Here is a 25,373-nt window from a genome sequence, read left to right as displayed (position 1 = left end):
ACGAACAAGTGTCGGTATATGCTTGCAAAAAACTTGGAGGCCAGCAAAACTGTGGGGGAATACTTATTCCTCGCCTGTCTTCGGAATGATAAAATGGACAGGATATGCAGGCATTAAAGGCGGTTACCTCCTCTTGAGGGCGGGCCGGCCCCGGGCTTTGTCATGGTGGTGGTTATATAGAACCGTCAAGCCGACCTTGTGCCGTGATCCGTCCCACATCGCGCTTCCTTGTCATTGTGGCGCAACTGCAACATTGGCGTGTGGCATGCAGGGTGCCAACAAAATGGTAAGGTGATTCAATCCGCCGAATCGCGCGGATGCGACGGCCGATACGTCTCTCTGCCTGTTAAGGTCCTGTGGTCCGGGCGGGATACTTCACACTTCCATTCGCGGCCTAAGCAGATGAAGGCATCCGATCAGGAACCGAGGGATGGAAGGTCCTGTATGATCTCGCGAGCGGCCCGTCTATTAATCGCGTCTAGCCGAACCCGTCATGGTCCTGGCGCACCGTGTCTGTTCCGGGGGCGGCGGATCCATGGTTGTGCGTGCTCCTTGCGGGACTTAGAGCATGATCCGATCAGCCTGCACCGCAGACTGATCGGATCACGCATTCTCTCTCAATGAGTTAGAGGGCGATTCACCGATCAGATTGATTCAATCTGATCGGATCGCGCTCTAGGTCCGTTGCGAAGCTCTGACCCACGGCTGTCGTATGCACGTCTTTGAGATAAGTGGCGCAGTGTCCCGACAGAGGCGAGCAATGCCCTCCTCTGATGAAAAAGAACTGGGAGGGCTCAAAGTAAATTGAACCCTCCCGTGTGTGGGAGGGGCATGGTAGGAAATTCAACTGAACAGGGGCGGGGTCGTTCCGTTTCGGAGTCGCCTCGTGATGAGCCCAGACGGGCGGCGTCGGGTGCTTTCATGCGCGGCTACGTGCCATGAGCGTGCGGAGGCGCCGCATGCCTCGGATCGGCGCAGGGCGCATGCGCAGTGGGAGGCGGGTTCGTGGGGGCTGGACCTTAAGGGGGCCGGCGGGCTTCGCGGAGCGCCTGTCCTTTCAGGAAAATCGGGAGCGGTCCACGTGCCGGACGGCTTCAATCCGAGCGGACCGCACGCTCAAAAGCAGGCGCGATCGCGGTGGGGACGGGGGTGCGTGTCTGAGAATGTCAGCCTCCCGGACGCCCACCAGACAGACCCGCAGATCTGTGCGCAGTGTTGGCCGCCCGGCTGCTGACGGCGGGCATCTGGCGGAGAGGGAACTTACGTCTGGCGCCGCGCACGAGGCGCGAGGTTTGTGCCGCGCTCTCCGCCGTCCGACGGACGATCGGCCCGCCGCGTTGGGTGGACCTGCGGGCCATGTCCATGCAGAGGGGCGTTTCGTTGAGGGGCCTGTCGCGCCGCAAGCTGTGGCTTTGGACGGTGCGGGGCGGGGAGCCTGGGCGCATGCGCGGGTGGCCGGAAAGCGCTTGGCGGGGGATCCCGGCGCAACGCCGGTCATCGCCCTTGCAAAGGCGGTCGGCGCCCAGGCCGGCCTTGTCAAGGCGCGCCCCGCTGCGCCGAGACATGCCTACGCCCGACCTGTCAAAACCGCACCTGCCAGCCCCTCCCTTCCGAAGCTCCTTCGCGCCAAAGCCATCGTTTGCGCCGTTCGGGCGGTGATGATTGATCGTGGCGTTAGCCTTGGACGTGCCCTCACCCTTGGACTTGCCCTTAGCCTTGGACTTGTCCTCGCCGCCGCGTCCGGTGCCCATGCCCAGGGCGGCAAGGTGATCCGCCATCTGCCGGCCGGCACCGGTGCCGGCGCGGTCGGGCTTGTGCCCGGTGGGGTGGATGCCGAGGCGGTCGGACCCGCGGCCTTCTATGCCGATGATGATGGCAAGCTTTATCTGCTGGACCAGGTGAATGGGCGCATTCTCAGCCTGGATGCCGGCGGCGGCGCGGGCCCGCCCGGTTCCATTCGCCTGCCGGAAACCGTGGCCGCCAGCGATCTCGTCGCCATGCAGAACAGGCTTTATGTCTGGGATGGCCGCCCCTATGCGCTGGAGCGGGCCGGTGGGTCCGGGGGGGCGGGCGTCTCGGCGCCCAGGCTGGAGGCGCGCGCCGTATCAGATGACGATGACGTGGCCCGCTCCGCCTTCGCGCAGATGGGGTCCCAGGCCCCGGCCAGCGATGGAGAAGCGCTTGCTGCCGCAGGGCGCAGCATGCCGGCGGATGCCCTCGAAAGACCCGTCCGTCAGGTGCTGATGACGCGCACCTTGGGCAAGGTGAATGCGGACATCCTGCCCCAGAAGGACGGCCGAAGGGCGCTCGTAGAGGTGCGCCGGGAGGCCGATCCCCTGAACGCCCGCCGGATCGAGGTGCGCGTCGCCGACAAGCTCGGACTGGTGGAAGTGCTCGACTTGGACAGCAGCGGGCGCCTCTTCGTCTTCACCGAGAACGTGCCGGCAAAGCCCGATCAGCCCCCCTCCACCTTTGTGGCGCGCTATTCCGGAAAGGGCCGGCTGGAAGCGGTCTTCGACCTGCCCATCACGCCTGACCAGCTTTCCACGCGCCGCTTCGTCACCATCTCGCCCGAGGGAAAGGTGCTGTTCCTGCGCTCCGATGCTTCGGGCGTGTCGATCCTCGACCTTCCGTCGCGCCGCCCGCGCTCGGCCGTGCTTGAACCGGAGAAGCGGCAGCCGGCGAAGGGCGGGGCCGCCCCCGATGCCGGGCCGGGCTATGTGACCGCGGTGCGGGCCAACTCGCGGGCCGGTGTCATCCAGACGGGGCTCGCCTTCGAGGGGCTGAAATGGAGGGTGCGGCCGTCCAATTACGGCGCGGATCCCGACAAAGCGTGCCTGGGGTTCGACGGACGGGTGCGCCGCCCCTCCTACCTGCAGGGCAAGGTCAACCAGGAGGTGCGCGGCGTTCCCTATTGCTGGGGGTGCTTCGGCACGCTTGCCCAGGTGCAGCGCCGCATCGAGAATGGCGCCCTGGCTGGAAACTGGTGCACCCGGGAAGAACCCCTTTCTGACCTGGTGGGGGTGGATTGCTCGGCCTTCGTGAGCGCCGCCTGGGGGCTGCAGCGTCAATATACGACCGTCGACATTCCAAGCATCACGCGCCGCCTCGACAATCCCTGGGATCTGCGGCCCGGCGATGCCCTGAACAAGGCGGGGAGCCATGTGATGCTGTTCGTCCAGTTCACCCCCGATCGCAAGGTGGAGGTGCTGGAGGCGGCCACCGGGACCTGCAATGGACGTGTGTGCCGCAACATCTATCCGCTTTCGGTGCTGCTGGCCCGGGGCTACGTCCCCGTCCGTTACCCGCTGTTGACGGATTGAGCCGCCATGGGCGCGCGCAGGACCCGATCCAGGGGGCCGTCCGGCCGGCGGGTCCGCCCCTCCGATCGAGCGGCCCTGTGCGTGCTGCAATGGGTCCTGCTCCTGTGCACGCTGTGGGTCCTGATGATTGCCGACGCGTCCCCCGCGCGCGCCGAGCGCCGGGTGGCCCTGGTGATCGGCAATGCGTCCTATAATGGGATGCCGGCCCTGCAGAACCCACGCAATGACGCCAATGACGTGGCGGCCGCCCTGCGCGATCTCGGCTTCGAGGTGATGGTGAGCACCGACATGAAGCGTGCCGACGTGAGAGACGTTCTGGCGAAGTTTTCCAGCATGGCGTCGGGCGCGGACACAGCACTCGTCTATTATGCCGGCCATGCTCTAGAGGTTCGAGGGCAGTATTATCTGGTTCCGGTGGATGCGACCATCGAGGCGGGAAGCAATCTCAGATATGTCATGATGCCCGTGGCCGACTTGCGCGATGTGATTTCTGGCGCGAAGGGGCTGCGCGTGATGATCTTCGACGCGTGCCGCAATGATCCTATGGAAGGGGCGGCAAACCTGACGCCGGAAGCGGCACGCGCGGCACGCCGGGAGGAGGTGCAGAAGGCCCTCGCCGGCGCCGAAGGGGGGAAGGGCATGGTGGTTGCCTATGCCACAGCCCCCTTCGATGTGGCGGAGGATGGCAAGGCGCGAAACAGCCCGTTCACGGCAACTCTGCTGAAATGGCTGAAGGAGCCGGGGGTCGAGATCCGCTCCTTGTTCCGCAAGGTGTCCAGCGAAGTCTATGCGGATACGGGTGGCCGGCAGATGCCGGAAATCACGCTGGCCATGCAGGGTGACTATTTCTTCAATGGGTCGGAGTCCCACGATGCCGTCTGGCTCAGGATCCGCCATTCCTCGGACCCGGCGGACTTCCGCGATTTCCTGGCCCGCTACCCCCTGTCGGTTCACGCTCCGAGTGCCAGCCGGCGTCTCGACATGCTCGAGCGCAGTCGGCGCGAGGCTCAGCGGCGGGCGCGCGAGGAACAGGAGATGCGGGAAGCCGAGCGTCGGCGGGCCCTGTGTGCCCATGAGGCGGCGGAGGTGGACAGCTTGCGACAGGCGGGCCGCCGGGAGGATCTCCTGCGCCTGAAGGCCGCCGCCGCCTGTCCAAAAGATACGGCGGCGCGGGTGGATGCCGCCCTGGCCGCCCTCGCCGCCCAGGAAGCCAAGCGGGCCAGGGAAGCGCAAGAAGCACAAGCCGCGGCCCAAGCGGCGGCTCAGGCGGCGCAGGAGGCGGAGCAGCGCAGGCGGCGGGAGGAGGCGGAGGTGGCGCGGCGGGCGGAGCTCGACCGCCTGCGGCTTGAGAAGGAAGCGCAGGCGCAGGCGCTCGCGCAGCGCCAGCGTGACGAAGCGGAGGCCGCCCGCAAGGCGGAACTGGAGCGCAAGCGCCTGGAGCAGGAGGCAGAGCTCCGGCGCCAGAAGGAGGCGGCGGACCTTGACCGTCAGCGGCAGGAAAAGGAGGCCGCCGAGCGCCAGCGCCGGGCGGCCTGCGAGCTGGAAGCCGGCCGGATCACCGCTGCCGCCTCTGGCGCGGCGCCCAAGGACGCGCTCTCCGCCCTGCTGAAGGGGCTGACCTGCCCGGAAAATGCCGCTCTCGTCGCCAAGGCCTATGCCACCGTGGACGAAGCCGCCCGTGCGGCCTGCGCGCGCGAGGCGGATCAATATGCCCGGATCGACCGCGCCGATGCGGCGGCTCTGTCGGCCTTTGCCGGGCGGGTGCAATGCCCTGAGGTGGCCGTGGCGGTGCGGGCGCAGGTTCAGCACCTTCAGGCGGAGCGTGAGCTGGCGGCCCAGGCCTGCGCCCGCGATATGCAGGAAATGGATCGGCTCCGGCGCCTGGGCAGCGAAGGGCGGGACCAGTTGGAGCGGCTGGGCACGGTGAGCACCTGCCCGACCATCAAGCCCCAGGTGGTGGCCGCGCTTGGCGCTCTCACGCCCCTGCCGCAGCAGAACACGCGCGAGCAAGTCCGGCGCGGGGCGGCGGCGCTGCGGCGCGTCGGCTGCCTTGCTGAGGTGGGCGATCTGCCGATCGAGGCTGTCCGCAAGGGCCTTGCCCGCTACTTCGCCGCGCGCCGGGTGGAGCCGGCCTCACTGGATATTGGGGACGACGTCCTCAGGCGCCTCGATCTCGAAGGCGACCAGCGCGTGTGCCCCCTGACCTGCGCGGACGACGAGGTGGAGCGCGACGGCAGCTGCGTCCCCGCGCGCCCGAGCGCGGTCCCGCCACCCCCCGCCGGGCCCGCAGCCAAACCCGCCACGGCGCCAGGCGACGCACCGCCAAGCGACGCCCCGCCAAGCGACGCCCCGCCAGGTGCCAAACCGCCCCAGGCCAAGCCACCTGAGGCCAAGCCAGCTGAGGCCAAGCCACCTCAGGCCAAGCCACCTCAGGCGAAGCCGCCACAAGCCAGGCCGCCGCAAGCCAGGCTGCCCCAGGCGGAGACACCGCGGCAGGAGCTGGCGCCCAGGCCGGCGCCGCCCGTGGCCTCGAGCGCGCCGCCGAAGCGGGCACCCAACATCATCCTCGGCAACTAGCGCAGAACGGAAAACGACCTGGCCGGGGCTCCGGCTCCGGGGGCTCACAGGAAACGGCAGGGAGGTGCCGCATGGACCGATTGAGCATGGTTTTTGAGTCCGCCGCGCTCACCCATGAGGGGCGGGTGCGAACCGTCAACGAAGACAGCTTTCTGCTGCGTCCCGGCAGCGGCCTTTGGGCGGTGTCCGACGGCATGGGCGGTCACAGCGCCGGCCGGATGGCCAGTTCCGTGGTGGTGGAGGAATTGGGGCGGGTGAATGACGCAGCCACGGCCAGCGAGCTCCTGGCGGAATGCACCCGGGGGATGGAGCGCGCGCACCAGCGGCTGCGTGCTCAGGCCGCGGCCATGAACCTCGACCTTATCGGAGCCACCGTGGTGATCCTCCTGGTCCATGCCGGCGCCTATGCCTGCATCTGGTCCGGGGACAGCCGCATCTACCGGATCCATGGCGGGGAGATCACCCAGCTCACCCGCGACCATTCGGAAGCGGAGGACCTGGTGGCCGAGGGGGTCCTCACCCGCGAGGAATCCCGGCACTGGCCACGCCGCAATGTGGTGACGCGCGCGGTGGGGGTCACCGGGGAGGTGGAGCTTGAGATCGTCGACGGCCGCGCCGAGGTGGGAGACATCTTCGTCCTGTGCAGTGACGGCCTGACCGGCCATGTGTCGGATGCGGAAATCCAGGAGGCCGTGACGGGTCAGGAGCCGAAGGCCGCATCCGACGCCCTGGTGGCCCTCGCGCTCGACCGGGGCGGACTCGACAATGTGACGGTGGTGGTGGTGCGGTGTGACCCGCGCGAACCCACGGTGCTCTCGCCCGATCGCAAGCTGGCCCCGGACTGGAGCCAGCCCGCATGACCGGCGGTCCCGCCCAGAGCGGCGCCCCGAGGGGCGCAGGCCAAACGGGCACCACCCAAAGGGGCAGTTGGCTCGAGCCGGGCACGCGGCTCAACGACCTCTATGAGATCGACGAAGGCATCGCCTCCGGCGGCATGGGAGAAATCTACCGCGGCCACGCCATTCTCACCGGCGATCCCGTGGCCATCAAGACGATCCGCTCGGACGTGGCCGAGACGGAAGCTGCGATGACCATGTTCCGAAAGGAAGCGCAGGCGCTGCACAACCTCTATCACGAGGCCATCGTCCGCTATTACGTCTTCTCGGTGGATCCGACCGTCCAGCGGCCCTATCTGGCCATGGAGTATGTCTCCGGGCCGTCGCTGTCCAACATGGTGCGCAACGGTCCTCTGGGATACGAAGCCGTCCGCGTCCTCGGCGCCCGCCTCGCCTCGGGGCTCCAGGCCGCCCATGAGCGCGGGATCATCCATCGCGACATCTCGCCAGACAATGTGATCCTGCCCCATGGCGATGTGGCCCAGGCCAAGATTATCGATTTCGGCATTGCCCGGCAGACCCGCGGCGGCGAAGGGACGGTTGTCGGCGACGGCTTCGCCGGCAAGTATAATTATGTCTCCCCCGAGCAACTCGGCCTGTTCGGTGGCGACGTGGGCGCGACCTCTGACATCTACAGCCTCGGCCTCGTCCTCGTGGAGGCGGCCACCGGGCGCGCGCTCGACATGCGCGGGTCGCCGGTAGAGGTCATCGAGAAGCGCCGCGTCGTCCCAGACCTGTCGGGGGTGGATGACAGGCTGCGTGCGCTTCTGGAGCGCATGCTGACGCCCGATCCGGGCCAGCGGCTGGGGTCCATGACCGAGGTGGCCGCCTGGTTGCGGCGGGGCACGCTCACCGGCCTCACCCGCGGCTTTGGCACCGAATATCATGAGCCCACGGTGGTCTCGGTGCGCCCGCAGACCATGGCCGGGACCGCCCTTCCGAACCCTTCGGCGCCGCCCCAGTTCCAGGCCCAGCCTCAGTCACATCTTCAGTCACATCTTCAGCACTTGCCCCCGCCGCCCCGGCGCCGGCTTGGGCTGTGGATCGGTCTTCCGGCGGGGCTGCTTGCGCTGGGGGCGGTGGGAGGGGGCGCCTATTGGTTCGCCCAAGGACCGGGCGCGGTGCCGGTGCCGGCGCCGGTGGTCGCGCGGCCCGAGCCGCGTCCGGTGGCGCCCGAGCCGCCGGCCGCGCCCGCCTTTACGGTGCTGCAGGTCACCCCCGGCGATATGCAGGCGGCCGCCACCCAGATTGCCCGGCGCCTGGGAGAAAAAGTCGCCGATCCCTGTGCCTTGGTGGACCCGGTCATTGTCGGCGACGACCGCGCTGCCATCGACGGCTATGCCCGCTCGGTGGAGGCTTTTTCCACGCTGCGGTCCGACCTGCGGTCCTCACATGACGTGAGGCTGGACGTGCGGCTCAACCAGGTCACAGCGGCGCAATGCCCGATGCTGGCCTTCGTGTCCGGCGCGCGCGGCAACGCGAGCCTTGTGCCCGCCATCGAACTGGTGGGTTATACCATCACTGCAGGCGGGGCGATCAGCGGCGAGCTATTTGGCCCGCCGGGGGCCTATGTCAGCCTTCTGGCGGCCTTCGCGGACGGCTCGGTGCGGGTGGTCGTCTCTTCCATGCGCCTGACCGGACAGAGCACGCCCTTCGCCTTCACCCCGGATGCCCGACTTCTGCCTCCGGGCGCCGCGCTGCTGCTGGTGGCCATCGCCTCCAGCGCGCCGCTGGATTTGCTGCGCCCAGACGCCGTGCAGCCCGCCGAGCGCCTGCTCGCCCAGATGCAGGAGCGGGCCGAAGCCAGTGGCATGCGCCTCGCCGCTGTCCCCGCCTATGTGCAGGCGAAGTAATCGTTTCAGGCCTCCAATATAATTGGAGATATTGACAGAAAAACCCGTGCGACTGACGATTTAACGCAAGGGGCGCGTCAGGCCGTTGGGCATCCTCTCCGTTTGGCCGCTTGTTCTGGTTTGGTTTGCTTTTCTGCATGGGTGGAAGGGGGACGGCACCTGACCGGCGCGCCAAGGATTGCCCGCTCCCCCTCTCGCCGTGAAGACCGAGATGACCGTCACCTCGCGCCGACTTGGAGCACGTTCCAATCTGATGGCATCGCCATCAGATCTGACAACCGTTCTCTATCAAAAATTGAGAGGCTGATTCACCGATCAGGTTGATTCAACCTGATCGGATCAGGCTCCAAGGGACAGCAGGGCTCCTCGCCATGATCTCGCCAGCCGTCCTGCCTTGCCGCCTTCTGGCCGCCGGTGGCCGATGACGGCTATGGACGCGCTGGTCCTGCGCTCCCAGCACCAGACCATTGTCATCACCCGCAGCCTGGTGCCGGCGCGGGCGGCGCAGATGCGGCAGACCAGCGGCGGCGAGCTTCGGGGCGCCCTGGACGCGCACCTGTCCGGCGACAGCGTGGACACCCAGCTGCTCTCCACCTTCTGGCTGGCGGCGGGAGGGCCGGTGCTGTCCGTGCTGAGGTCGGCGGAACTGGTGGCCGCCGTTGTGGCCGCCGTGGAGGCGGGGCGCCTGCGCGCCTATGTGTTCAAAGAGCCCGCCTATATCAGCCAGGCCAGTCATCAGGCTCTTCGTGGCGAGGCAGACCGCGCGGCGCGCAGTCCGACCCGGCCCGGATCACCGGCCACGGGGCGGCAGCTGAACGTCGCGCAGATGGGGGTGGCGGAGCGCTTTGTCGAGGTCTTCCACCGCACCGTTCCACGGGTGGGGCCGGAACTGGGACGACAGCTTCGCACCCTGGTGGAGAATCCCGCCGATCTGGCCTTCATGGTGGGCACCGTCGTCATCCTGGTTCAGCTGCATGCGGTGGCGGCGGGGGAGGTGATCGACGGCATCGTGCTCACCGCCATCATCGCCTGCGCCGTCATCGAGGGCATGGGCGTCTTCCAGGCGACTCTTTCCGCGCTGGAGGCTGCGGCGAACCTGGTGGACTTCCTCACCACCACCCTTGCCGCCCGTGACGATAAAGACCTCGACCGGGCCGCGGAGAAGCTGGCCGCCGGGCTGAGCGCGGTCGGCGTCGGCATCCTCTCCGCCGCGCTTGCCCGCATCGCCGGCCGCTTTACGGATTCGCTGAAGAAGGCGGGCGGACAGCGAAAGGTTGAGACGGTCTCCAGGGAGGAGATGGCGGGGAAGGGGAGGGGGGCGCCTGCCACACAGGCGGACCCTGGACCACCGAAAAGCTCGTCCGCAACCGGTGGCAGCAACACGCCCTCTGCAGGCCCGGAAAAAGGGGTAGCAAAGGGCATCGGCGGACGGGTGCCATGCGAAGCCGGGAAGATCGTAAATTTTGTTCAGCCCGAAGAACAAGTGTATTATCGTGTTTACACTAAAAACCAGACCGGCAGCTTTCTAACCGCTGTGCCGCCTAGAAACGCGGCCTATGCACGCGAAGCGCTTGCGCTTCCGTCAGAGAATAAGGCGACATACATCCAAGAAGTCCGGGTCCCGGCCGGCACCAGTTTGCGTCGTTCTAGGGCAAAGGCAGCATTCGGAAAAAGAGGCGGTGGCGAGCAATTTGAGCTACTCAACCGAATACCCGAGAGCTGTTTCGGGCCAGGGAGGCCCTTGTCATGATCGAATTTCAGTCAATAGATCCCATTTTATCTCGATGGGCGCAGGACAATCAAATTGTATGGTTGAGTGAGTACAAGGGATATGATGTCCGGACGTACTTTTTGAATGAGAGTTCGAGCGAACCTATTCAGGTATGGGTCGATCCGCCCAGCGACGGAACAGTACAAATCCATGTTTTTCAATACAAGCTGGGGGGAAAAAAGAAGAGGAGTGAGGAATTTTCAATTCCGGTATCGCATTTGTACGAAACGCTGAACGCTGCGTTGGAATTGGCTGCAGCCTGGAAATCGTCTGGAGTTCCTGCAAGCAACTTCGATTGAACGGGGCGAACTATATGTCGCAAACCACCCTCGATCACCATCTCGTCGACGCCCTCTTCGAGGTCGTTCCTGAAGACTGGCGGGCCTTCCGTCTGACGGTCGCACCGCCGGCAACAGCGGGGGCGCCGCCGGTTATCGCGTTGTTCAACCCGGACCGTGCCGATGCCGTCGGCGCGCCCGGCGCCGAGGTGGAGCGGCTCGTGGGAGAAATCATTGCCGTGCTTGAGCGCGAGAAGCGGCCGTGGCCCCAGTTGAGCTATAGCGGCCATCTGGAAGAGGACGGGGAATGGCGCCTGCGCATTGTCGCCCCCTTGCCGGCGGACGCGGGGTCCTCTTCAGCCCCCGCGTGACCGGTCCGGCCCTGGCGCCGGGTCCGATTGCCCTTTATAAGTGAAAAGCTGCGGCAATCGGCGCGACGGCGCGCCGGAGCTGCGGAACATGGGATGGCATGCGAGACGGCCGTGCACTCGGCCCCTTGTCCCGCACCGGGTTTTGGCCCGAAGTGTGGAGACGGGCGCCGAAATTCACCCTTTCTCTTCGACCAAGCCCCTTAAGTCTGAATTCCAATAAATTTGGCGGCCTCCCAAGTAAAGGCTGGGTTCGTCTCGCGCATATGACGCGCGCCCTGAGCCTCTGCCTTGCCCTCCACGCCCCGGGCCAAGCCGCTGCCCAAGGTTCGGCCCAAGGTTCGGCCCAAGGTTCGGCCCCAAATACGGCCCCAAGTACGGTCCGAAGTGTCGCCCCAAGTGTCGCCCCAAGTCCGGCCCAGGGTTCGCCACAGGCGGCGCCGGGTGCGCTCACGGGGGAACCGGACGGCCGGCGTCTCACCCGCGTGGTGGGCGGCATGAGCGCTCGGGATGGAGACTGGCCCTCGCAAGTGAAGATTTACGCGCCTGATCCCGCGGGGCGCGGGCGCTTGCGGTCCCATTGCGGCGGCACCGTCATCGGCGCGCGGTGGGTGCTCACGGCCGCCCATTGCTTCGTCAGCGCCACCGCCAGCGGCGGGCGGCGGCAGGCGCTCGCTGCCCAGCAAGTGCTCGTGGTGGCGGGCGCCGCGCGCTTGCCACCCATTATCACCGAGGGCGACGCCGTTGCGCGCAAGGGGATCGGCGCGCGGGCCGTGATCTATCACCCGGAGTTCCAGCCGGGCACCTTTGCCAATGACATTGCGGTCATCGAGCTGAAGGAGCCGGCGGAAGTGCCGGTGGTTCCCATTGTCGGCGCGGAGGCGAAGGATGACGACCTGGCGGGCCTGGCGGGTACGGTGCTGGGCTGGGGCCTGACGCGGGAGGCACCGGGCGCCGATGCCGACCTCCTGCCGGCGGATCTGCAGGAAGCCGAATTGCCCCTGGTGTCCAGTGCCGCCTGCCGCGCGGCCTATTCCGGCAGCGTACTGGAAGGCAACGCCATCGGCGCGCAGACTTTGTGTGCCGGCTTTGCGGCCGGCGGACGCGATGCCTGCCGGGGCGACAGCGGCGGCCCCCTGATGCTGCGCGCCGCCGAAGGCGGATGGGCGCAGGCGGGGGTGGTGAGCTGGGGGGAGGGCTGCGGCCGGCAAGGCCGCTATGGCGTTTACACCCGCGTTGCCGCCTATGAGCCGTGGCTGCGCCAGGTCACGGGCGGGGAGATGGCGCCCGGCGCGCTGCCGTCCCGCGCCTTCACCTTGTCCGCCGCCGCGCCCCAGGCCGCGAGCGGTGCCGCCCCGCAGGCGGCCGGGGCTCTGGCCGCGCTCGCGCCCGATGACGTGGAACGCGCGGCCATGTCCGTTCCTCCGGGCGACCGGGCCCTCGTGATCGGCATCGATGCCTATCCGGCGCCGCTGACCCTGACCGGGTCAGTCCCCGATGCCGAGGCGGTGTCGGCCTTGCTGGTGGAGGCATTGGGCTTTCGCCGGGACCAGGTCATGGTCCTCACCCAGGAGCGGGCCACGCGCAGCAACATCCTGGCCGCGATCGATGCCTGGCTGGTGCGCGGCTCGGCGCCGGGCAGCCGGGTGTTCCTGTTCTACAGTGGCCAGGGCTTTCAGACCCGGGCCTTTCCAGCGCTCCGGGACGGTCGCGAGGGGGCCGGCATCGCGCCGGTGGACCTGGAGCTGATCCGCGCCGCGGACGGAACGGTGCGCGATGTGGGCCGCGCCATTTCTCCCGCCGAGCTCGCCCGGACCCTGGAGCGCCTGTCCGGCCGCAGCGTCACCGCTATCTTCGATACCACTCAAATCTCCAGGCGTGCCCTCCAGCGTCCCGCCACCGCACGGCCCGGTGAGGCCGGTGCCGTGCGCGCGGTGGAGGCGGTGGTGGACCTTGCACCCGCGCAGCGCGACGTGGCGGCCGGCGCCACCCGCCTTCCCCTTGTGCCACCGTCCGGCTCAACCGTGTGGTTTGCGGCCGCGCCCGACCAATGGGCCCTGGTGGACGCGCAGGGCGACCGGCCCATGGGCGCCTTCACGCGGCGCTGGGTGAATGCGGTGCGCGCCCTGCATCTGGTGAACCAGTCCGGCGACGTGGCCGCCCTCTATCAGATGGTGCGGGACAGCTTGGACCAGTTCTGTGCCGCCCAGGCAAGCCTGTGCCGCCTTGGCCTCGCGCCCCAGGTTGTGCCCATGACAGAGGGGGCGCCGGGAGAGAAGAAGGCCAGCCTGCTTCAGGCCGCGGCGCGCAGCCTGCCCGCCGCCGACAATCCCGCGGGCTTGGCCGTGGTTGCGGACGAGCCCGGTCGCGCCCTGCGCGTGGATAGCCGCAAGGCGGGCTACCTCGTGGTGCTCGCCATCGCGCCGGATGGCAGTGTGCGCCAGATCTTTCCCGCCCGCGCGCGCCTTGTGGCCGCGGGGCGGGCGGCCCGCGACATCAATCGGGTGCGCGCGGATGTGCCCACCTTGATCCCGCTCATGGACCTGTCCGAGGGCGAACGGCGCGACGGCATCTTTCTGGCCGTCTTCTCCGAGAAGGCCGTCCAGGTGCTGGATGTGCCCGAGCGGGCCGGGGAGGCGGGCGACAAGATGGGCGCCCTGATCTTCCTGCACGACCACATCAAGGGCTTGCGCTTTCCCGATCCGGTGACCGGCCTTCTCGTGGACGGGGCCTGGTCCTTCGCCACCTTCACCGAGCGCGGGGCCGACGGGGGCGCCAGCGCGGCGGCGGGCGCGACCCTGCGGGCGGCCACCCGGGATGGCCCAGCCAAGACGAACGCGCCATAGGAATGCATGAGATGAGAAACATATGGATTGCCACCGCCATGCTCCTGCTGGTCTCGCTGCCAGCGCTGGCCGAGACCCGGGCGGACACCGCCGAGAACGCGCCGCGCGCGCCCTCGGCGACGGATGTGGCCGCTCAAGGCGGGCCAGGAACGCCCGCGGCCACAAGGATATTCTACGCGCAGAAGTCCATGCCGGTGCCCCAGCCGGCGCCCCTGCCGGTGGCGCGCAACGAGCGCCCCCTTGCCCGCGCCTGCAGCGACATGCGCTGCCCCACTTTCATCGTCCTCGGAACCGGGTTCTGAGGCCGACGGCCAACGGACCGCTTTGGCGGGGCGGTTTTGCTCGATGCCCCCATGCCGCACCTGACGCGCAGCGCGCGGCTCCCGGGGCAATGGCGCCACGCCTGCCACGAAGACCGTCATCACTCCCCGTGCGCATCGACGCGCCGCGATACCCGAAGGAAAACGATGCTCCTCGCCCCATGTGCCGCCGCGTTCCGGGCCGGAATGCGCAAGGTCGCCGCCGCGTCCCAACTTCCGGTCCCGGCCGGTCTCCTGATGGCCGGCCTCTTTCTCTCCGCAGCGGCCGCGCCGGCTCTGGCGCAGGCGCCGCTTTCCTTTCCGGGCGGTGCCCAGTCGGTCAGCGAGGATTTCCAGGATTGGCGGGTGCAATGCGCCATCCAGCAGAGCGTGAAGCGCTGCGCCGTCCTTCAGCAGCAGATGGATCCGCGCAGCCAGCAGCGGCTGCTGGCAGTTGAGCTGCAGGCCAAGGGCGACAAGGCGGAGGGGCTGCTTTTCCTGCCCTTCGGGCTGGCCATCGACAAGGGCGTGACCCTGAAGCTCGGCGAGACCGACCTTGCCGCCCTGCGCTTTTCCACCTGCCTGCCGCAGGGCTGCCTGGTGCCGGTGACCTTTGATGCCAAGGCCTTGGCCAATATCAAGAAAGCCGCAACCCTGCGGATCGATGCCTTCGCCGATGGCGGACCGGTTCAGAGCTTCACCGTCTCGCTCAAGGGATTCGGACCCGCTCTGGATCGCGTCGCTGCGTTGATGAAGTAGGCGCTTGCTCCTCGGCCCGGGGCTGCCGGGGCGGGCACGCTTCGCCCCGCCTTGGCCGGCGTCGCCTGCCGCTTGGGAAGGGGCGCTGGGACGTCCCATGGCCCGGAAGGGCTCAGGTGGTTTCCGGCTTGCGGCAGGCGACCACCAGCCCTTGGACCGCCTGCGCGCCCTCCCGGCGGAGGATCTCGCGGCTCATCCCCGCCACCTCCAGGCCCGCCGCGGCGGCCGATGCTGCCACATAAGCGGGGGCATGGGCGTAGCGGCCATGGCCGGGATGGAGACGGAACGCGCCGGTGTCCCCATCCAGCGCTTCCACCGTGAAGACGAGCGCCCCGCCCGGCCGGAGTGCGCCGACGGCAGCGGCCAAGACGCCCGACAGGTCGCCGAAATAGCAGAGCGTGTCGGCGCAGGCGATGAGGTCATAAGCCCGCGGGCGCGCCGCCATGCCGGCTTCGATCTCGGCCTTGTCCAGGCGGTCGTAGAGCCCGCGTCGCGCAGCGTGGGCCAGCATGCCGGCAGACAGGTCCATGCCATCCAGCCGCGCCGCATAGGGGCGCAGCAGCGGCGCGCACAGGCCGGTGCCGCAGCCCGCGTCGAGCGTGAGCAGGCGGGCCTCGGGGGTAGGATGAAGCGCGGCGACCGCGCCGGCCACCAGCTGCGGCGCGCGGTAATCCAATTTGTCGAGGGCGGCATCGAAGGTTTCGGCGAAGGCGTCGAACGTGGCCTCCACATAAGCGTCGGTGGCGCGGGCCGGCACATCCTCGCCGGAGAGGGCGGCCAGATGATGCCGGGCAACGGCATCGTCCGGGGCGTCCCGATGCCAGCGCCGCGCCGTCTCCAGCGCCTCGTCGCGGCGCCCGGTTTCCACCAGGGCATAGATGAGGAGCTTGTGGGCCACGCCCTCCCGGCTGCCGAGGGCGATGGCTTCCCAATAATGGGTCGCGGCCTCCGCCAGCCGGCCCTGGCCCGCCAGCGCCTTGCCCAGATTGAGCCGGGCGCCGGGGAAGCGGGGCTCCAGCTCCACGGCACGGGCCAGAAGAAGCTCGGCGGCGGGAAGGTCACCATAGGCAAGGCCGATGGCGCCGAGATTGTTGAGCGCCTCGGGAAAATCCGGCCGCGCCTGAAGCGCCCTGCGATACAGGGCCTCGGCGCCTTCGATGTCGCCGGAGACGCGCATCAGCAGGCCGAGATTGGAGAGGGCCTGGGGATGATCGGGCTGGAGCGCAAGGCAGGTGCGATAGGCCTCCGCCGCCTCGTCCAGCCGGTCCAGCCGCATGAAGAGGTTGCCGAGATTGTTCCATGCCGGGAGGTTTGCCGGGTCCCCCTCCACCGCCCGCCGCACCAGCCCGACCGCCCCTTCCGCATCGCCCTGGCGCGCCTTCAGCAGGCCGGAATAATGCAGGGCGTCGGGGTGGTTGGGGGTGTCGTCGAGAATTTGGGCAAGCAGGCTTGAGGCCGCGTCGAGGTGGCCCGCGCGGAGGAGGGAGAGGGCGAGGGCGATGGCTTCTTCGGGCGTGGCCATCACAAGCGGCTCATGCGTGGGCATGGCGTTAAGGTAATTTTGGAATATTGAGGCTTTGGGAATGTGGCAATATTTCGGAGCGTCTTAATATATCCTGCAATTTACGTGCCATTTCCGCAATTTCAGGCGCATGATCCGAGCCGTTGACCATTGCTCTCGCGCCGACGTAATCCGCATGATCTCCGCGAAAATAGTCCGACAGCTTTCTACCGTTGGCAAACCCGTGCCCAGTCACCATGCCATGGGACATCAGCTTGTAGGCAATATCTTCATCTTCGGCCAAATCTGGATGGAAGAGCAACTCTAAACTCATCCCGAGCGCCGCCCCCGCCTTGGCGTAGTTATTCCACCATGTGAGCTGAACGAGCCCTCGTCCATAGTAGGCCAATTCCTCCCCGTCATCATCCTTGTACACTTGGGACATCGCCACATTCGGTGACGCGCCCCGAACCGCCCCCCTTTTCTTAGGCGTGTATTTTCCATTTATCTCGACGATGAATTGATCTCCATCCTGTTCTGTCACTTGGGCTCTGCCACCCGGAAGTTTTTTTACTTTTACAGGAAGAAAATATCTCCTTCCGGCACCCCTGTCTGCTTCCTTTACAGGAGCCATGGCGCCCCAGGTCTTCACCGACCTCGTTTTCGCCTTTCCGGACTTGTCCGTGACGACGTTCCCATTATTATCCCTGACTACGACATATTTGGATTTCAATACTCGCGTTTCCCATAACGCCGTGGCAAGCATATATGCCATCTCTCGCCTATCGGTGATGCCGTTGTCTTTAGACAATTTATCTAGCATTTTCTCCGCATTCATGCCGGAGCTTGCGTCCAGGTGCATTGACTTGAAAGTTTCGTAAAATAATGAGCGAAATTTTTCTTTGTCAAAAGCTCTGCTTTTGACATTAGAATTTCTATAATCCGGTGAATATTGTGGTCCGCTGGTAATAACCGATGTAATTCGCATGCTTTGTCCCCATTTTTACTTTAGGATTCAGGCGACCGCCCGCGAACAAAATCCGATCATTTAAAATATAGGTACGTAACATATTAACATAAGTTATTCCGGATCAAGGCTTAAAAGCGTCATCTGCCTGTTTTATGGCTGCCCAATCACTTGAATTTCCTCGGGTTTCAGGATTCGCAATTTTATAATAATTTGAGAAGAAACGATTCTTTGAAATCTCTTCGAATATCAGTGCATATTGTCCTACGATTGGAACGGCGCTTCCTAATTTTCTAATTATAGCAGCCAAGGCTCCTGATAGAGTGTCAAAGGCATCGGCCGCTTCCTTGGTGGAGACTTGTGAGTTTGGTTCCGACCATTTCCTTAGTACATCAATTGCATTTGCTAGCTTCATTAAGCTTTCTATTGTAGAGCATGATTTGTAGTATAGAACTACAGGCTCTTTTATTTTTGAAATAGTCTCAGACATTTTAATTAAGTTTTCGGCGGTTTCTTTTTTCTTGGAGAATACCGAGATTGTGCCTGCATATTTTGTGTAAGCCTCTGCCTTTTCCAGTCTTTCTTTTAGCAGGTCCAGCTGTTCGACATTGACGTATTTGCACCCCATCACGCCCAGAAGATAAGAACCTTTGTTTGTCAAATCACCCAGAGTTACCATGTCGACCTCCATCTTGATAAATATCAAAGGTAATTTGAACCGGCGTTTATTTAAGTGGCGACCCCATACACAAACCCACCCTCACCCATCCCCACCCGCGCCTCGCTCACCTCGGCGCCAGTCATCCCAACCTTCAGGAATTCCCGTGAGAGGGCGGGGAGGAGCGAGTTGGTGATGATGTTGTCGATCATGCGCCCGCCGGAATCCGGGTCGTTGCATTGGGCGACGATGTGGGCGACCACCTCCTCGTCATAGGTGAAGCGGGCCTTGTGGTTGTCGCGGATGCGCTTGCCGATGCGGTCCAGCTGCAGGCGCACGATGCCGGTGAGCATGTCGGGCGAGAGCGGGAAATAGGGGATGGGCACCAGCCGGCCGATGAGGGCGGGCGGGAAGACCTTCAGCAGTTCCGGCCGCAGCGCGGCCGCCAGCGCCTCCGCGTCCGGCAGATGGGCCGGATTGCGGGCCAGATCCATGATGAGGTCCGTGCCCACATTGGAGGTGAGGATGATGAGCGTGTTGCGGAAGTCGATGCGCCGGCCGTTGCCGTCTTCCATCACGCCCTTGTCGAACACCTGGAAGAACAGTTCGTGCACATCCGGATGGGCCTTTTCCACCTCGTCCAGCAGCACCACCGAATAGGGCTTGCGCCGCACCGCCTCGGTGAGGCGCCCGCCCTCCCCATAGCCCACATAGCCGGGAGGCGCGCCCTTCAGGGAGGAGACGGTGTGCGCCTCCTGGAACTCGCTCATATTGATGGTGATGACATTCTGCTCGCCGCCATAGAGCGCCTCCGCCAGCGCCAGCGCGGTCTCGGTCTTGCCGACGCCGGAGGGGCCGCACAGCAGGAAGACGCCGATGGGCTTGGAAGGATTGTCCAGCTTGGCCCGGCTGGTCTCGATGCGCTTGGCGATCATGGCAAGGCCGTGGCTCTGGCCGATGACGCGCCGGTTCAGCACCTCCGGCAGGTTCAATATGGCCTCGATCTCATTCTTCACCATCCGGCCCACGGGAATGCCGGTCCAGTCGGAGATCACCGAGGCCACCGCCTGCGCATCCACATAGGCATGGATCATCCGCCGCTCGGCCGGGATGGCCTCCAGCTCCGCGGCGCGGGCCGCGAGCGCCGCCTGCGCGGCCTCTACATCCTCAGGCGTGCCGTCCGCAGTGGCGGCCGCCAGCTTGCCCCGCAGCTCCGCCAAATCTGCGACGATGCGTTGCTCCGCCGCCCATTCGGCCTCCCGCTCGGCCAGCGTGGCGGCCAGCGCGGCTTCCTCTTCCACGATTTCCGCCAGCCGCCGCGCGCTGTCGATGCCGAGGTCGCGGTCGGCGTGGAGCGCGCTCTTTTCCTTGTCGAGCGCCGCAAGGTTCGCCCGCGCGTCGGCGATGGCGGCGGGCACCGCATTCTGGCTGATGGCTACCCGCGCGCAGGCGGTGTCCAGCAGGCTCACCGCCTTGTCGGGCAATTGGCGCGCCGGCACATAGCGCAGCGACAGCTCCACCGCCGCCACCACCGCGGCATCGGCGATGCGCACCTTGTGGTGCGCCTCCATGGGGCCGATGACGCCGCGCAGCATGCGGGCGCAGCGCACCGCGTCCGGCTCGTCCACCTGGATGGGCTGGAAGCGCCGGGTCAGCGCCGGGTCCTTCTCGATATATTGGCGATATTCCGACCAGGTGGTGGCCGCCACCGTGCGGAGCGTTCCGCGCGCCAGCGGCGGCTTCATGAGGTTGGCCGCATCCCCCGTGCCGGCCGCCCCACCGGCCCCGATCAGGGTGTGGGCCTCGTCGATGAACAGAATGATGGGCGTCGGCGAGGCCTGCACCTCGTCGATCACCGAGCGCAGCCGCTGCTCGAACTCGCCCTTCATGGAGGCGCCGGCCTGCATGAGGCCGATGTCGAGGGCCAGCAGCCGCACGCCCTTGAGGGGCGGGGGCACGTCGCCGGCGGCAATGCGCTGCGCCAGCCCCTCGGCCACCGCGGTCTTGCCCACGCCCGCCTCGCCGGTGAGGATGGGATTGTTCTGTCGCCGCCGCAGCAGCACATCGATGACCTGGCGGATTTCCTCGTCGCGGCCGAGCACCGGGTCCATGCCGCCTTCCGCCGCCTTGGCGGTGAGGTCCTGGGAGAAGCGGTCCAGGGCGGTCTGGCCGCGGGACTTTGCTTCGCCCGCCGCGCCCGGCTGCGCCGCCGCCACGCCCGAGCCGTCCACGGGCTGCAGCACCTCCTCCTCCGAGCCGGCCCAGAGCGTGCGGTGCTCGTCGGTGATGGTGTCCGCATTGAGCTTGCCGAATTCCGGCGAGAGGTTCGACAGCGTGCGCCGCAGTTCATCGGAGCGCAGCGCGCCCACCAGGAGATGGCCGGTGCGCACCTGCGTCTCGCCGAACGCCAGCGTGGCATAGAGCCAGCCGCGCTCGATGGCATCGAACACCGCCTTGGACCAGTCGGGCATTTCCGTCTGGCCGCTGCGCAGGCCGTCTACCGCCTGCGTCACATCCGCCAGCACGCGCGCCCGGGAGAGCTTGCTGCGGTCGAGCGTGAGGGCGAGATCGCACCGGTCCTGCTGCAGGATGTGCAACAGGAGATGGGCCAGTTCGATCCGGCGATTGCCGGCATTCTTGGCGTGGCGCAGGGCCTGGAACAGGGCCTGATAGCCCACCCGGTTGAGTTTTCCGCCCAGTGCCTCGAGGCTGATGTCCGCCATGCCGATGGTCCGCTTTGCTAGAGGGCCGCGTGGGCGGCGTGCGATGACCGCCGGGCGCGGATGCGCTCGGCGAGGTTGAAGTGGGCGTCGTCCCGTTCCGCGGTGGCCGGGGGCGCGGCGGCGGGGGACAGCCAGCAGGTCCAGCCGAGCGCACCCCGCCCGTTGAGCCGCAGCGGCGGCACCGCGCGCGCCGGGAGCGCCAGTTCCATGTCCCACGCGACGGTCTCGCCCAGATAGAACAACACCAGGTCCGCCAGGGGCTCCGCATGGTCGCCGGCGGGCAGCAGGCGTTCATAGGCGGGGAAGGACGGCGTGCGGATGCGGATGCGGATCTTGTCGCTGACCGAAAAGACGCTGCTTCCGGCCATGGCCTCGGCGCCGAGGCGGGCGTTGGCCGTACCAAGGCGCGTCTGATCGGCCGGTTCCACGGCAAGGCGTGTGCCGACAAACTCTTCCACTTGCGCGTCCAGGCCGAGGACGCCCGCCAGGACGAATTCCAGCCGGGATGCCGATTTCGCCGCAGGCGCCATAAGGCCGGCATGGGCGAGCTTCTGGGCATCGGGAACGGCATCGAGGTCACGAAAAAGGGCGCGCCCGAGGCCGATCTGGGAGCCGACATAATCGGCAAAGCGATCCTCGTTCGGGCGCTCGTGCTGGGCGATGGGGCGCACATCCGCCCAGGCCCGATAGAAGAGGGCGATGAAGCGGTCGTTGAAGATGTCGAGGAAGCGCGCGAAGGCGTCCTCGCGCATGGAACTCCATTCCAGCGCCTCGGCCGTGGTGGCCAGCGGCAAGGGCCCTTGTGGCCCAAGCATGCCGAGAAACCGGACCATCACATGAAACGTGCCGGCGTCATCGACCCGCACCGCGTCCAGATTGGAGGCGGGAAAGGCCAGGAAGGGGTTCTGGCCGAGCCGGACACATGCTTCCCGCAAGGTGGCGTTCTGGCCGATGCGGGGCCGGTCGGGGTGGCACCGCTCCAGCCGCCGCAGGACGTTGAACATGTCGAACCGCCAGGGCTCGGCCTTTATGTCCTCCCGCCAGCTCACAGGGGCCTCCTGAAACCGAGGCGCACCGGCCAGCGCATGATCTCGCCCCGCTCCACCGAGACGATGACCGTCTGCGTGAAGGTGTTGATGGCCACATATTCCGCAAAGAAGCGATCGAGCACGGCGCCGAGCAGGAAGACGCCGGACCCCTCGAAGGCCTTTTCGTCCACGGTGACCGTGATCTCCAGCCCCCGCGCGGCGCCCACCCCCGTCTCGCGTCGCACCCGGCGCACCACCGGGCGGCTGTCGAGCGCGCGAATGCCGTCGATGCGCCGCTCGATGGTGGCGTCACGCAGGTCGGCGAACAGGCCGAGAATCTCGCGCAGCGACTGCGCATTGCGACCGGCGCCGCGGGCCAGGAGGCCGAGGTGATTGAGGCTGAGCATGTTGATGAGCCGCCAGGTCACCGATCCCGTGGAGGCCTGCTCGGCCCGCGAGCGCAGGCTGGTGGCCACCGGCTCGCCCGGCCGCGTGGGGCCGGCAAGGCAACGCAGCGTCAGGCGCGTGTCTTCCAGAAGATGGAAGTCCGCCCCGCCCTTGCCCACCGGCAAGGCCTCGGTCAGGTGGCGATTGGAGCACAGGGTTCGCAGGCCGAGCTCGGTCACACCGCCATCGGCATTGAGGTCGCCAGTGTCGATCAAGCTGAGGAACATTTCCGTGCCGGTATAATCGGAGGCCCGCCCATAGCGGCGCTCTTGCGCCGTATGCCTGCGGGGCAGCCGCCGCACAGTGTAAAAGTGCTTGGCGGGGGGAGCGGCCGGATCGCGCGAGGCCGAATACAGGGGAAGCACCGGGATCCGTTCTGCCCTGCCGGCGCAATAGGCATAGACATCCAGCACCCGATGGGGCTCGAAATCCAACGGCCGCGAGCGGTCCGGGACCACCTGATATTCGTGCTGGTTCCCCTTGAGGGCGATGCGGTCCGTGGTCTTCTCGAACAGATTGATCGCCGGCGCCGCATAAAGCGCGAACCCCTCGCGCGTTGTGGCGGCGAGGCGCGGGTTGCTCTGGTTGAACGTAACGATCATCTCGAACGACTTGGCGGCGAGCCGCCCCATGACGGTCTCCAGGCCGTCCAGCCGGAACCCGAGATATTTCCGCGGCAGCAGGAAATAGTCCTTCAGCAGCGTGAAGCCGTGGAAGATCCGGCTGTCGGCGGGGGCCAGAGTCTCGTCCTGGCCAAGGCCCACCTGCGACACGGTGACCCCGTCCGCCTCCAGGACGACCGGATCGCCAAAGGCATCAAGATAGCGGAAGAAGACGCGCACCCGATTGGCGAAGAGCTGCTCATAGAGCGCCACCGCGTCGGATTCCTGCCCGGCCAGATAGATGGGAAGGCTGCGGATGCGGTAGGCCGCGGCGTGGAAGATGGGAAGGTCCCGGGCCTCGGCATCGCTGATCTCATCCTCCGGTCGGACGGCCATCCGACAGGAAAAGGACAGGCGCAGGCCGGCCCGCTCCTGCGCCAAGGCAGGCAGGCCCAGCGCGTGCAGAGGGCCGGTGCCAGAATGATATTCCGCCCGCACAAGCTCCAGCGGCCACAAGGTCACATCGCTCCGCAAGGCATAGCGGCACGCCACCTGCCGCGTCTGCTCCACGAAGGTCGCGTCCATATAGGCGCCGGCGCTGATGGTCCGTCCTTCCGCCAGGGCCGGATCCCCATAGATGGGGTCCACGGCCACGATCATGGCCGAGGGCTGGGGAGCGAGAAACCCCGGAACCAGCTGTTCCAGGAGGTTCGAGGTGAATTCCGGGAATTCGTGCCGCATCTTGAGCTGGACACGGGCGGCCAGGAAGGCCGCGCCTTGCAGCAGGCCGGCGATCATGGGATCGGACGGGTCTTCCACCAGATCCCCGAGCCGGTCCGCGATGCCGGGATATTCCTCGGCAAACGCCCGGGCGTGCTCGCGCAGAATGCGGAGTTCCTGGTCGTACTGCTCTAGGAATTCCCGGTCCATGTGGGTTCAAGTCTGGCTGACGACGATTTTGTCGGTGTCGAGCGCGATGTCGGCGAAGAATTCGAGCGCGGCATTCTGCTCGCTGAGCTGCACTTCGCAGGCGATGACAAAGCGGATCTTCAGGCTGCCCGGATCCACGTCGGGATCGCGGCGTACATCCAGGGACGAGCGCTCGATGCGCGGCTCGAAGTGGCCGAAGGCGGTCTCGATCTCCTCGACCACCTCGCCCAGATCCGCATCGTCGATGGTCCGGTGAACCAGGTCGGGGATGCCGAAATTGACGATCGAGCGGGAAACTTCCTCGCAGCCATCCAGCGGGATGGTCGAGGCCAAGGCGACCGTATTGAGGAGGGTTTCCACGTCGCGGACGATTTCCTCGCGCATCACAGCTTCACTGACGGCGCTCCGTGCGGTGGTCCGCCGGCCAGAGATCACCCGCCGGCCAAAGGCATCGCGTTCGTCGGCGGGGATCTTGGCATCGCGATGGACGAAGGCTGTGCGAAAGGCGTGCATCAGGGGGATGCCGGTGCGAATGGAATCGCGTCGCCTGCGCATTGCCTTGTTGCCCCCGATTTCGCAAAGAGGCCCGACGGCCTTTTGCCCTGCCCTGGAGAAGTCGGCAGTGGATTCACCGCCGAACCATCGTGTTTGCGAGACAGCATGTTTGTCCGCAGGAGCATGTTCGTCCGCAGGAGCAATCCGGGGGATCGCGGCGACCCGCCGCCGCTGGCGGTGGCGAAGGAGCCTTGCCCCTTGCTCCCGCCATGTCCTCCCGCCGAAAAGTCCCCCCGAGAAATCCGCCCGACCCAGGCTGCCTTCAGCCGCCCAGCAGCAGTCGCCGGGAGCCTGGAGCGAACGCGTCTCCTGCCATCGCCGGCCGAGAAGATCCGGCCGGCGGCGCATCAGGATGTATTGAGCCGGGCGTCAGACTTCCTGGTTTTTCTTGCAATCCCAGCCCAGGGAATCGCCACCATCGGAGGCGCCCTTGGCGCTCTGCTTGCTGTAGGTCGCCTTGAACTTGGCAAAGCTGAATGTGATGTTTTCAGTAAAGACGCCGGGTCCCCCGCCGCCACCGAAATTCATGGAAGACACCACCACTTCCTCAAATTCCACTTTGTAATAAATCATGGCCTTCCCGTCGCCGCCGGTCTTTGGCAGCTTGAAGGTGGCCTTGTCGAAATGGGCACCCTTGAGCAGGAACTGGGCGAGCTTCACGCTCGATGCATCCACCTGCTTGGTGATCGAAAAATTGTGCACATGCGCCAGCGTGGCCCCGGAGCCGCTGCCCGCATGAGGATTGGTGGGATTGTCCATGCCCCAGCTCCAGGCGAGGACATCGATCCACTTCGGATGATCGGAATCCTGAGATTCGCCTTCCAGCGATCCGATCTTGATATATCCGCAAACAGCGTCGGCCATTACAGATCTCCATTACCCCATAACGTGTCAGATGGTGCGGACGCACCGACGGAGTGTTGCCCGTTCCGCCGGTTTGCCAGAGCAAAGCGGCCAGGCCGGTGCCGGTCGAACGGTCCCGTCCTGTGCCC

Annotated in this window: 18 protein-coding genes; 10 read left to right on the top strand and 8 right to left on the bottom strand. The window is 66.4% G+C overall.

The features are described 5' to 3' along the window. Positions 1 to 1,658: 1,658 nt before the first annotated feature. The 10 genes from J5J86_RS03560 to J5J86_RS03515 all read left to right on the top strand — a co-directional run bounded on the left by J5J86_RS03560 (position 1,659) and on the right by J5J86_RS03515 (position 14,970). The gene (locus J5J86_RS03560) at positions 1,659 to 3,323 is read left to right on the top strand and encodes a hypothetical protein (protein WP_209103526.1); all 1,665 of its coding nucleotides are present in this window, start codon (positions 1,659 to 1,661) and stop codon (positions 3,321 to 3,323) included. A gap of 81 nt (positions 3,324 to 3,404) precedes the next feature. Continuing rightward, positions 3,405 to 5,900: a caspase family protein gene (locus J5J86_RS24590; protein WP_209103525.1), complete on the top strand. Its 2,496-nt coding sequence runs from the start codon at positions 3,405 to 3,407 to the stop codon at positions 5,898 to 5,900. A 71-nt stretch (positions 5,901 to 5,971) separates the two neighbouring features. Continuing rightward, positions 5,972 to 6,760, top strand: a complete 789-nt coding sequence (locus J5J86_RS03550) for a PP2C family protein-serine/threonine phosphatase (protein ID WP_209103524.1) — start codon at positions 5,972 to 5,974, stop codon at positions 6,758 to 6,760. Next, positions 6,757 to 8,649, top strand: a complete 1,893-nt coding sequence (locus tag J5J86_RS03545; RefSeq protein ID WP_209103523.1) for a serine/threonine-protein kinase — start codon at positions 6,757 to 6,759, stop codon at positions 8,647 to 8,649. Before J5J86_RS03550 ends, J5J86_RS03545 begins: the two co-directional genes overlap by 4 nt. 430 nt (positions 8,650 to 9,079) lie before the next feature. After that, the gene (locus tag J5J86_RS03540; protein ID WP_209103522.1) at positions 9,080 to 10,399 is read left to right on the top strand and encodes a hypothetical protein; all 1,320 of its coding nucleotides are present in this window, start codon (positions 9,080 to 9,082) and stop codon (positions 10,397 to 10,399) included. Further along, on the top strand, positions 10,396 to 10,719 hold the full coding sequence (locus tag J5J86_RS03535) for a hypothetical protein (RefSeq protein ID WP_209103521.1): 324 nt from the start codon (positions 10,396 to 10,398) through the stop codon (positions 10,717 to 10,719). Before J5J86_RS03540 ends, J5J86_RS03535 begins: the two co-directional genes overlap by 4 nt. 14 nt (positions 10,720 to 10,733) lie before the next feature. Next, positions 10,734 to 11,069, top strand: coding sequence for a hypothetical protein (locus J5J86_RS03530; RefSeq protein ID WP_209103520.1), 336 nt, complete (start codon positions 10,734 to 10,736; stop codon positions 11,067 to 11,069). 494 nt (positions 11,070 to 11,563) lie between these two features. Beyond that, positions 11,564 to 13,912, top strand: coding sequence for a trypsin-like serine protease (locus J5J86_RS03525; RefSeq protein ID WP_209103519.1), 2,349 nt, complete (start codon positions 11,564 to 11,566; stop codon positions 13,910 to 13,912). An 11-nt stretch (positions 13,913 to 13,923) separates the two neighbouring features. Continuing rightward, positions 13,924 to 14,214, top strand: coding sequence for a hypothetical protein (locus tag J5J86_RS03520; protein WP_209103518.1), 291 nt, complete (start codon positions 13,924 to 13,926; stop codon positions 14,212 to 14,214). A 255-nt stretch (positions 14,215 to 14,469) separates the two neighbouring features. Beyond that, positions 14,470 to 14,970: an invasion associated locus B family protein gene (locus tag J5J86_RS03515; RefSeq protein WP_209103517.1), complete on the top strand. Its 501-nt coding sequence runs from the start codon at positions 14,470 to 14,472 to the stop codon at positions 14,968 to 14,970. A gap of 112 nt (positions 14,971 to 15,082) precedes the next feature. Here J5J86_RS03515 and J5J86_RS03510 read toward each other — a convergent pair whose 3' ends face one another. From J5J86_RS03510 to J5J86_RS03475, 8 genes are all read right to left on the bottom strand, one after another. After that, positions 15,083 to 16,492: a tetratricopeptide repeat protein gene (locus tag J5J86_RS03510; protein WP_209103516.1), complete on the bottom strand. Its 1,410-nt coding sequence runs from the start codon at positions 16,490 to 16,492 to the stop codon at positions 15,083 to 15,085. A gap of 28 nt (positions 16,493 to 16,520) precedes the next feature. After that, positions 16,521 to 17,459: a glycoside hydrolase family 19 protein gene (locus tag J5J86_RS03505; RefSeq protein ID WP_209103515.1), complete on the bottom strand. Its 939-nt coding sequence runs from the start codon at positions 17,457 to 17,459 to the stop codon at positions 16,521 to 16,523. Positions 17,460 to 17,562: 103 nt separating this feature from the next. Further along, positions 17,563 to 18,117, bottom strand: coding sequence for a hypothetical protein (locus tag J5J86_RS03500; RefSeq protein ID WP_209103514.1), 555 nt, complete (start codon positions 18,115 to 18,117; stop codon positions 17,563 to 17,565). A 50-nt stretch (positions 18,118 to 18,167) separates the two neighbouring features. Then, a complete protein-coding gene (gene tssH, locus J5J86_RS03495) occupies positions 18,168 to 20,819 on the bottom strand; it encodes a type VI secretion system ATPase TssH (protein ID WP_209103513.1) in 2,652 nt (883 codons plus the stop codon). 17 nt (positions 20,820 to 20,836) lie between these two features. Continuing rightward, positions 20,837 to 21,868, bottom strand: coding sequence for a type VI secretion system baseplate subunit TssG (gene tssG, locus J5J86_RS03490; RefSeq protein WP_209103512.1), 1,032 nt, complete (start codon positions 21,866 to 21,868; stop codon positions 20,837 to 20,839). Further along, complete coding sequence (gene tssF / locus J5J86_RS03485) at positions 21,865 to 23,826, bottom strand: type VI secretion system baseplate subunit TssF (RefSeq protein WP_209103511.1); 1,962 nt, start codon at positions 23,824 to 23,826, stop codon at positions 21,865 to 21,867. The genes tssG and tssF overlap by 4 nt, the downstream gene beginning before the upstream one ends. Before the next feature lie 6 nt (positions 23,827 to 23,832). Beyond that, positions 23,833 to 24,729 (bottom strand): type VI secretion system baseplate subunit TssE, encoded by an 897-nt coding sequence (gene tssE / locus J5J86_RS03480; RefSeq protein WP_209103510.1) that lies wholly within the window; start codon positions 24,727 to 24,729, stop codon positions 23,833 to 23,835. Between the two features lie 21 nt (positions 24,730 to 24,750). Further along, a complete protein-coding gene (locus tag J5J86_RS03475; protein ID WP_209103509.1) occupies positions 24,751 to 25,245 on the bottom strand; it encodes an Hcp family type VI secretion system effector in 495 nt (164 codons plus the stop codon). Between the last annotated feature and the right edge of the window lie 128 nt (positions 25,246 to 25,373).

It is taken from the genome of Aquabacter sp. L1I39 (genome assembly GCF_017742835.1).
Classification (GTDB): Bacteria; Pseudomonadota; Alphaproteobacteria; order Rhizobiales; family Xanthobacteraceae; genus L1I39.
The sequence above is the reverse complement of the archived record's forward strand: the minus strand, read 5'-3'. Positions and strand labels throughout refer to the sequence as shown.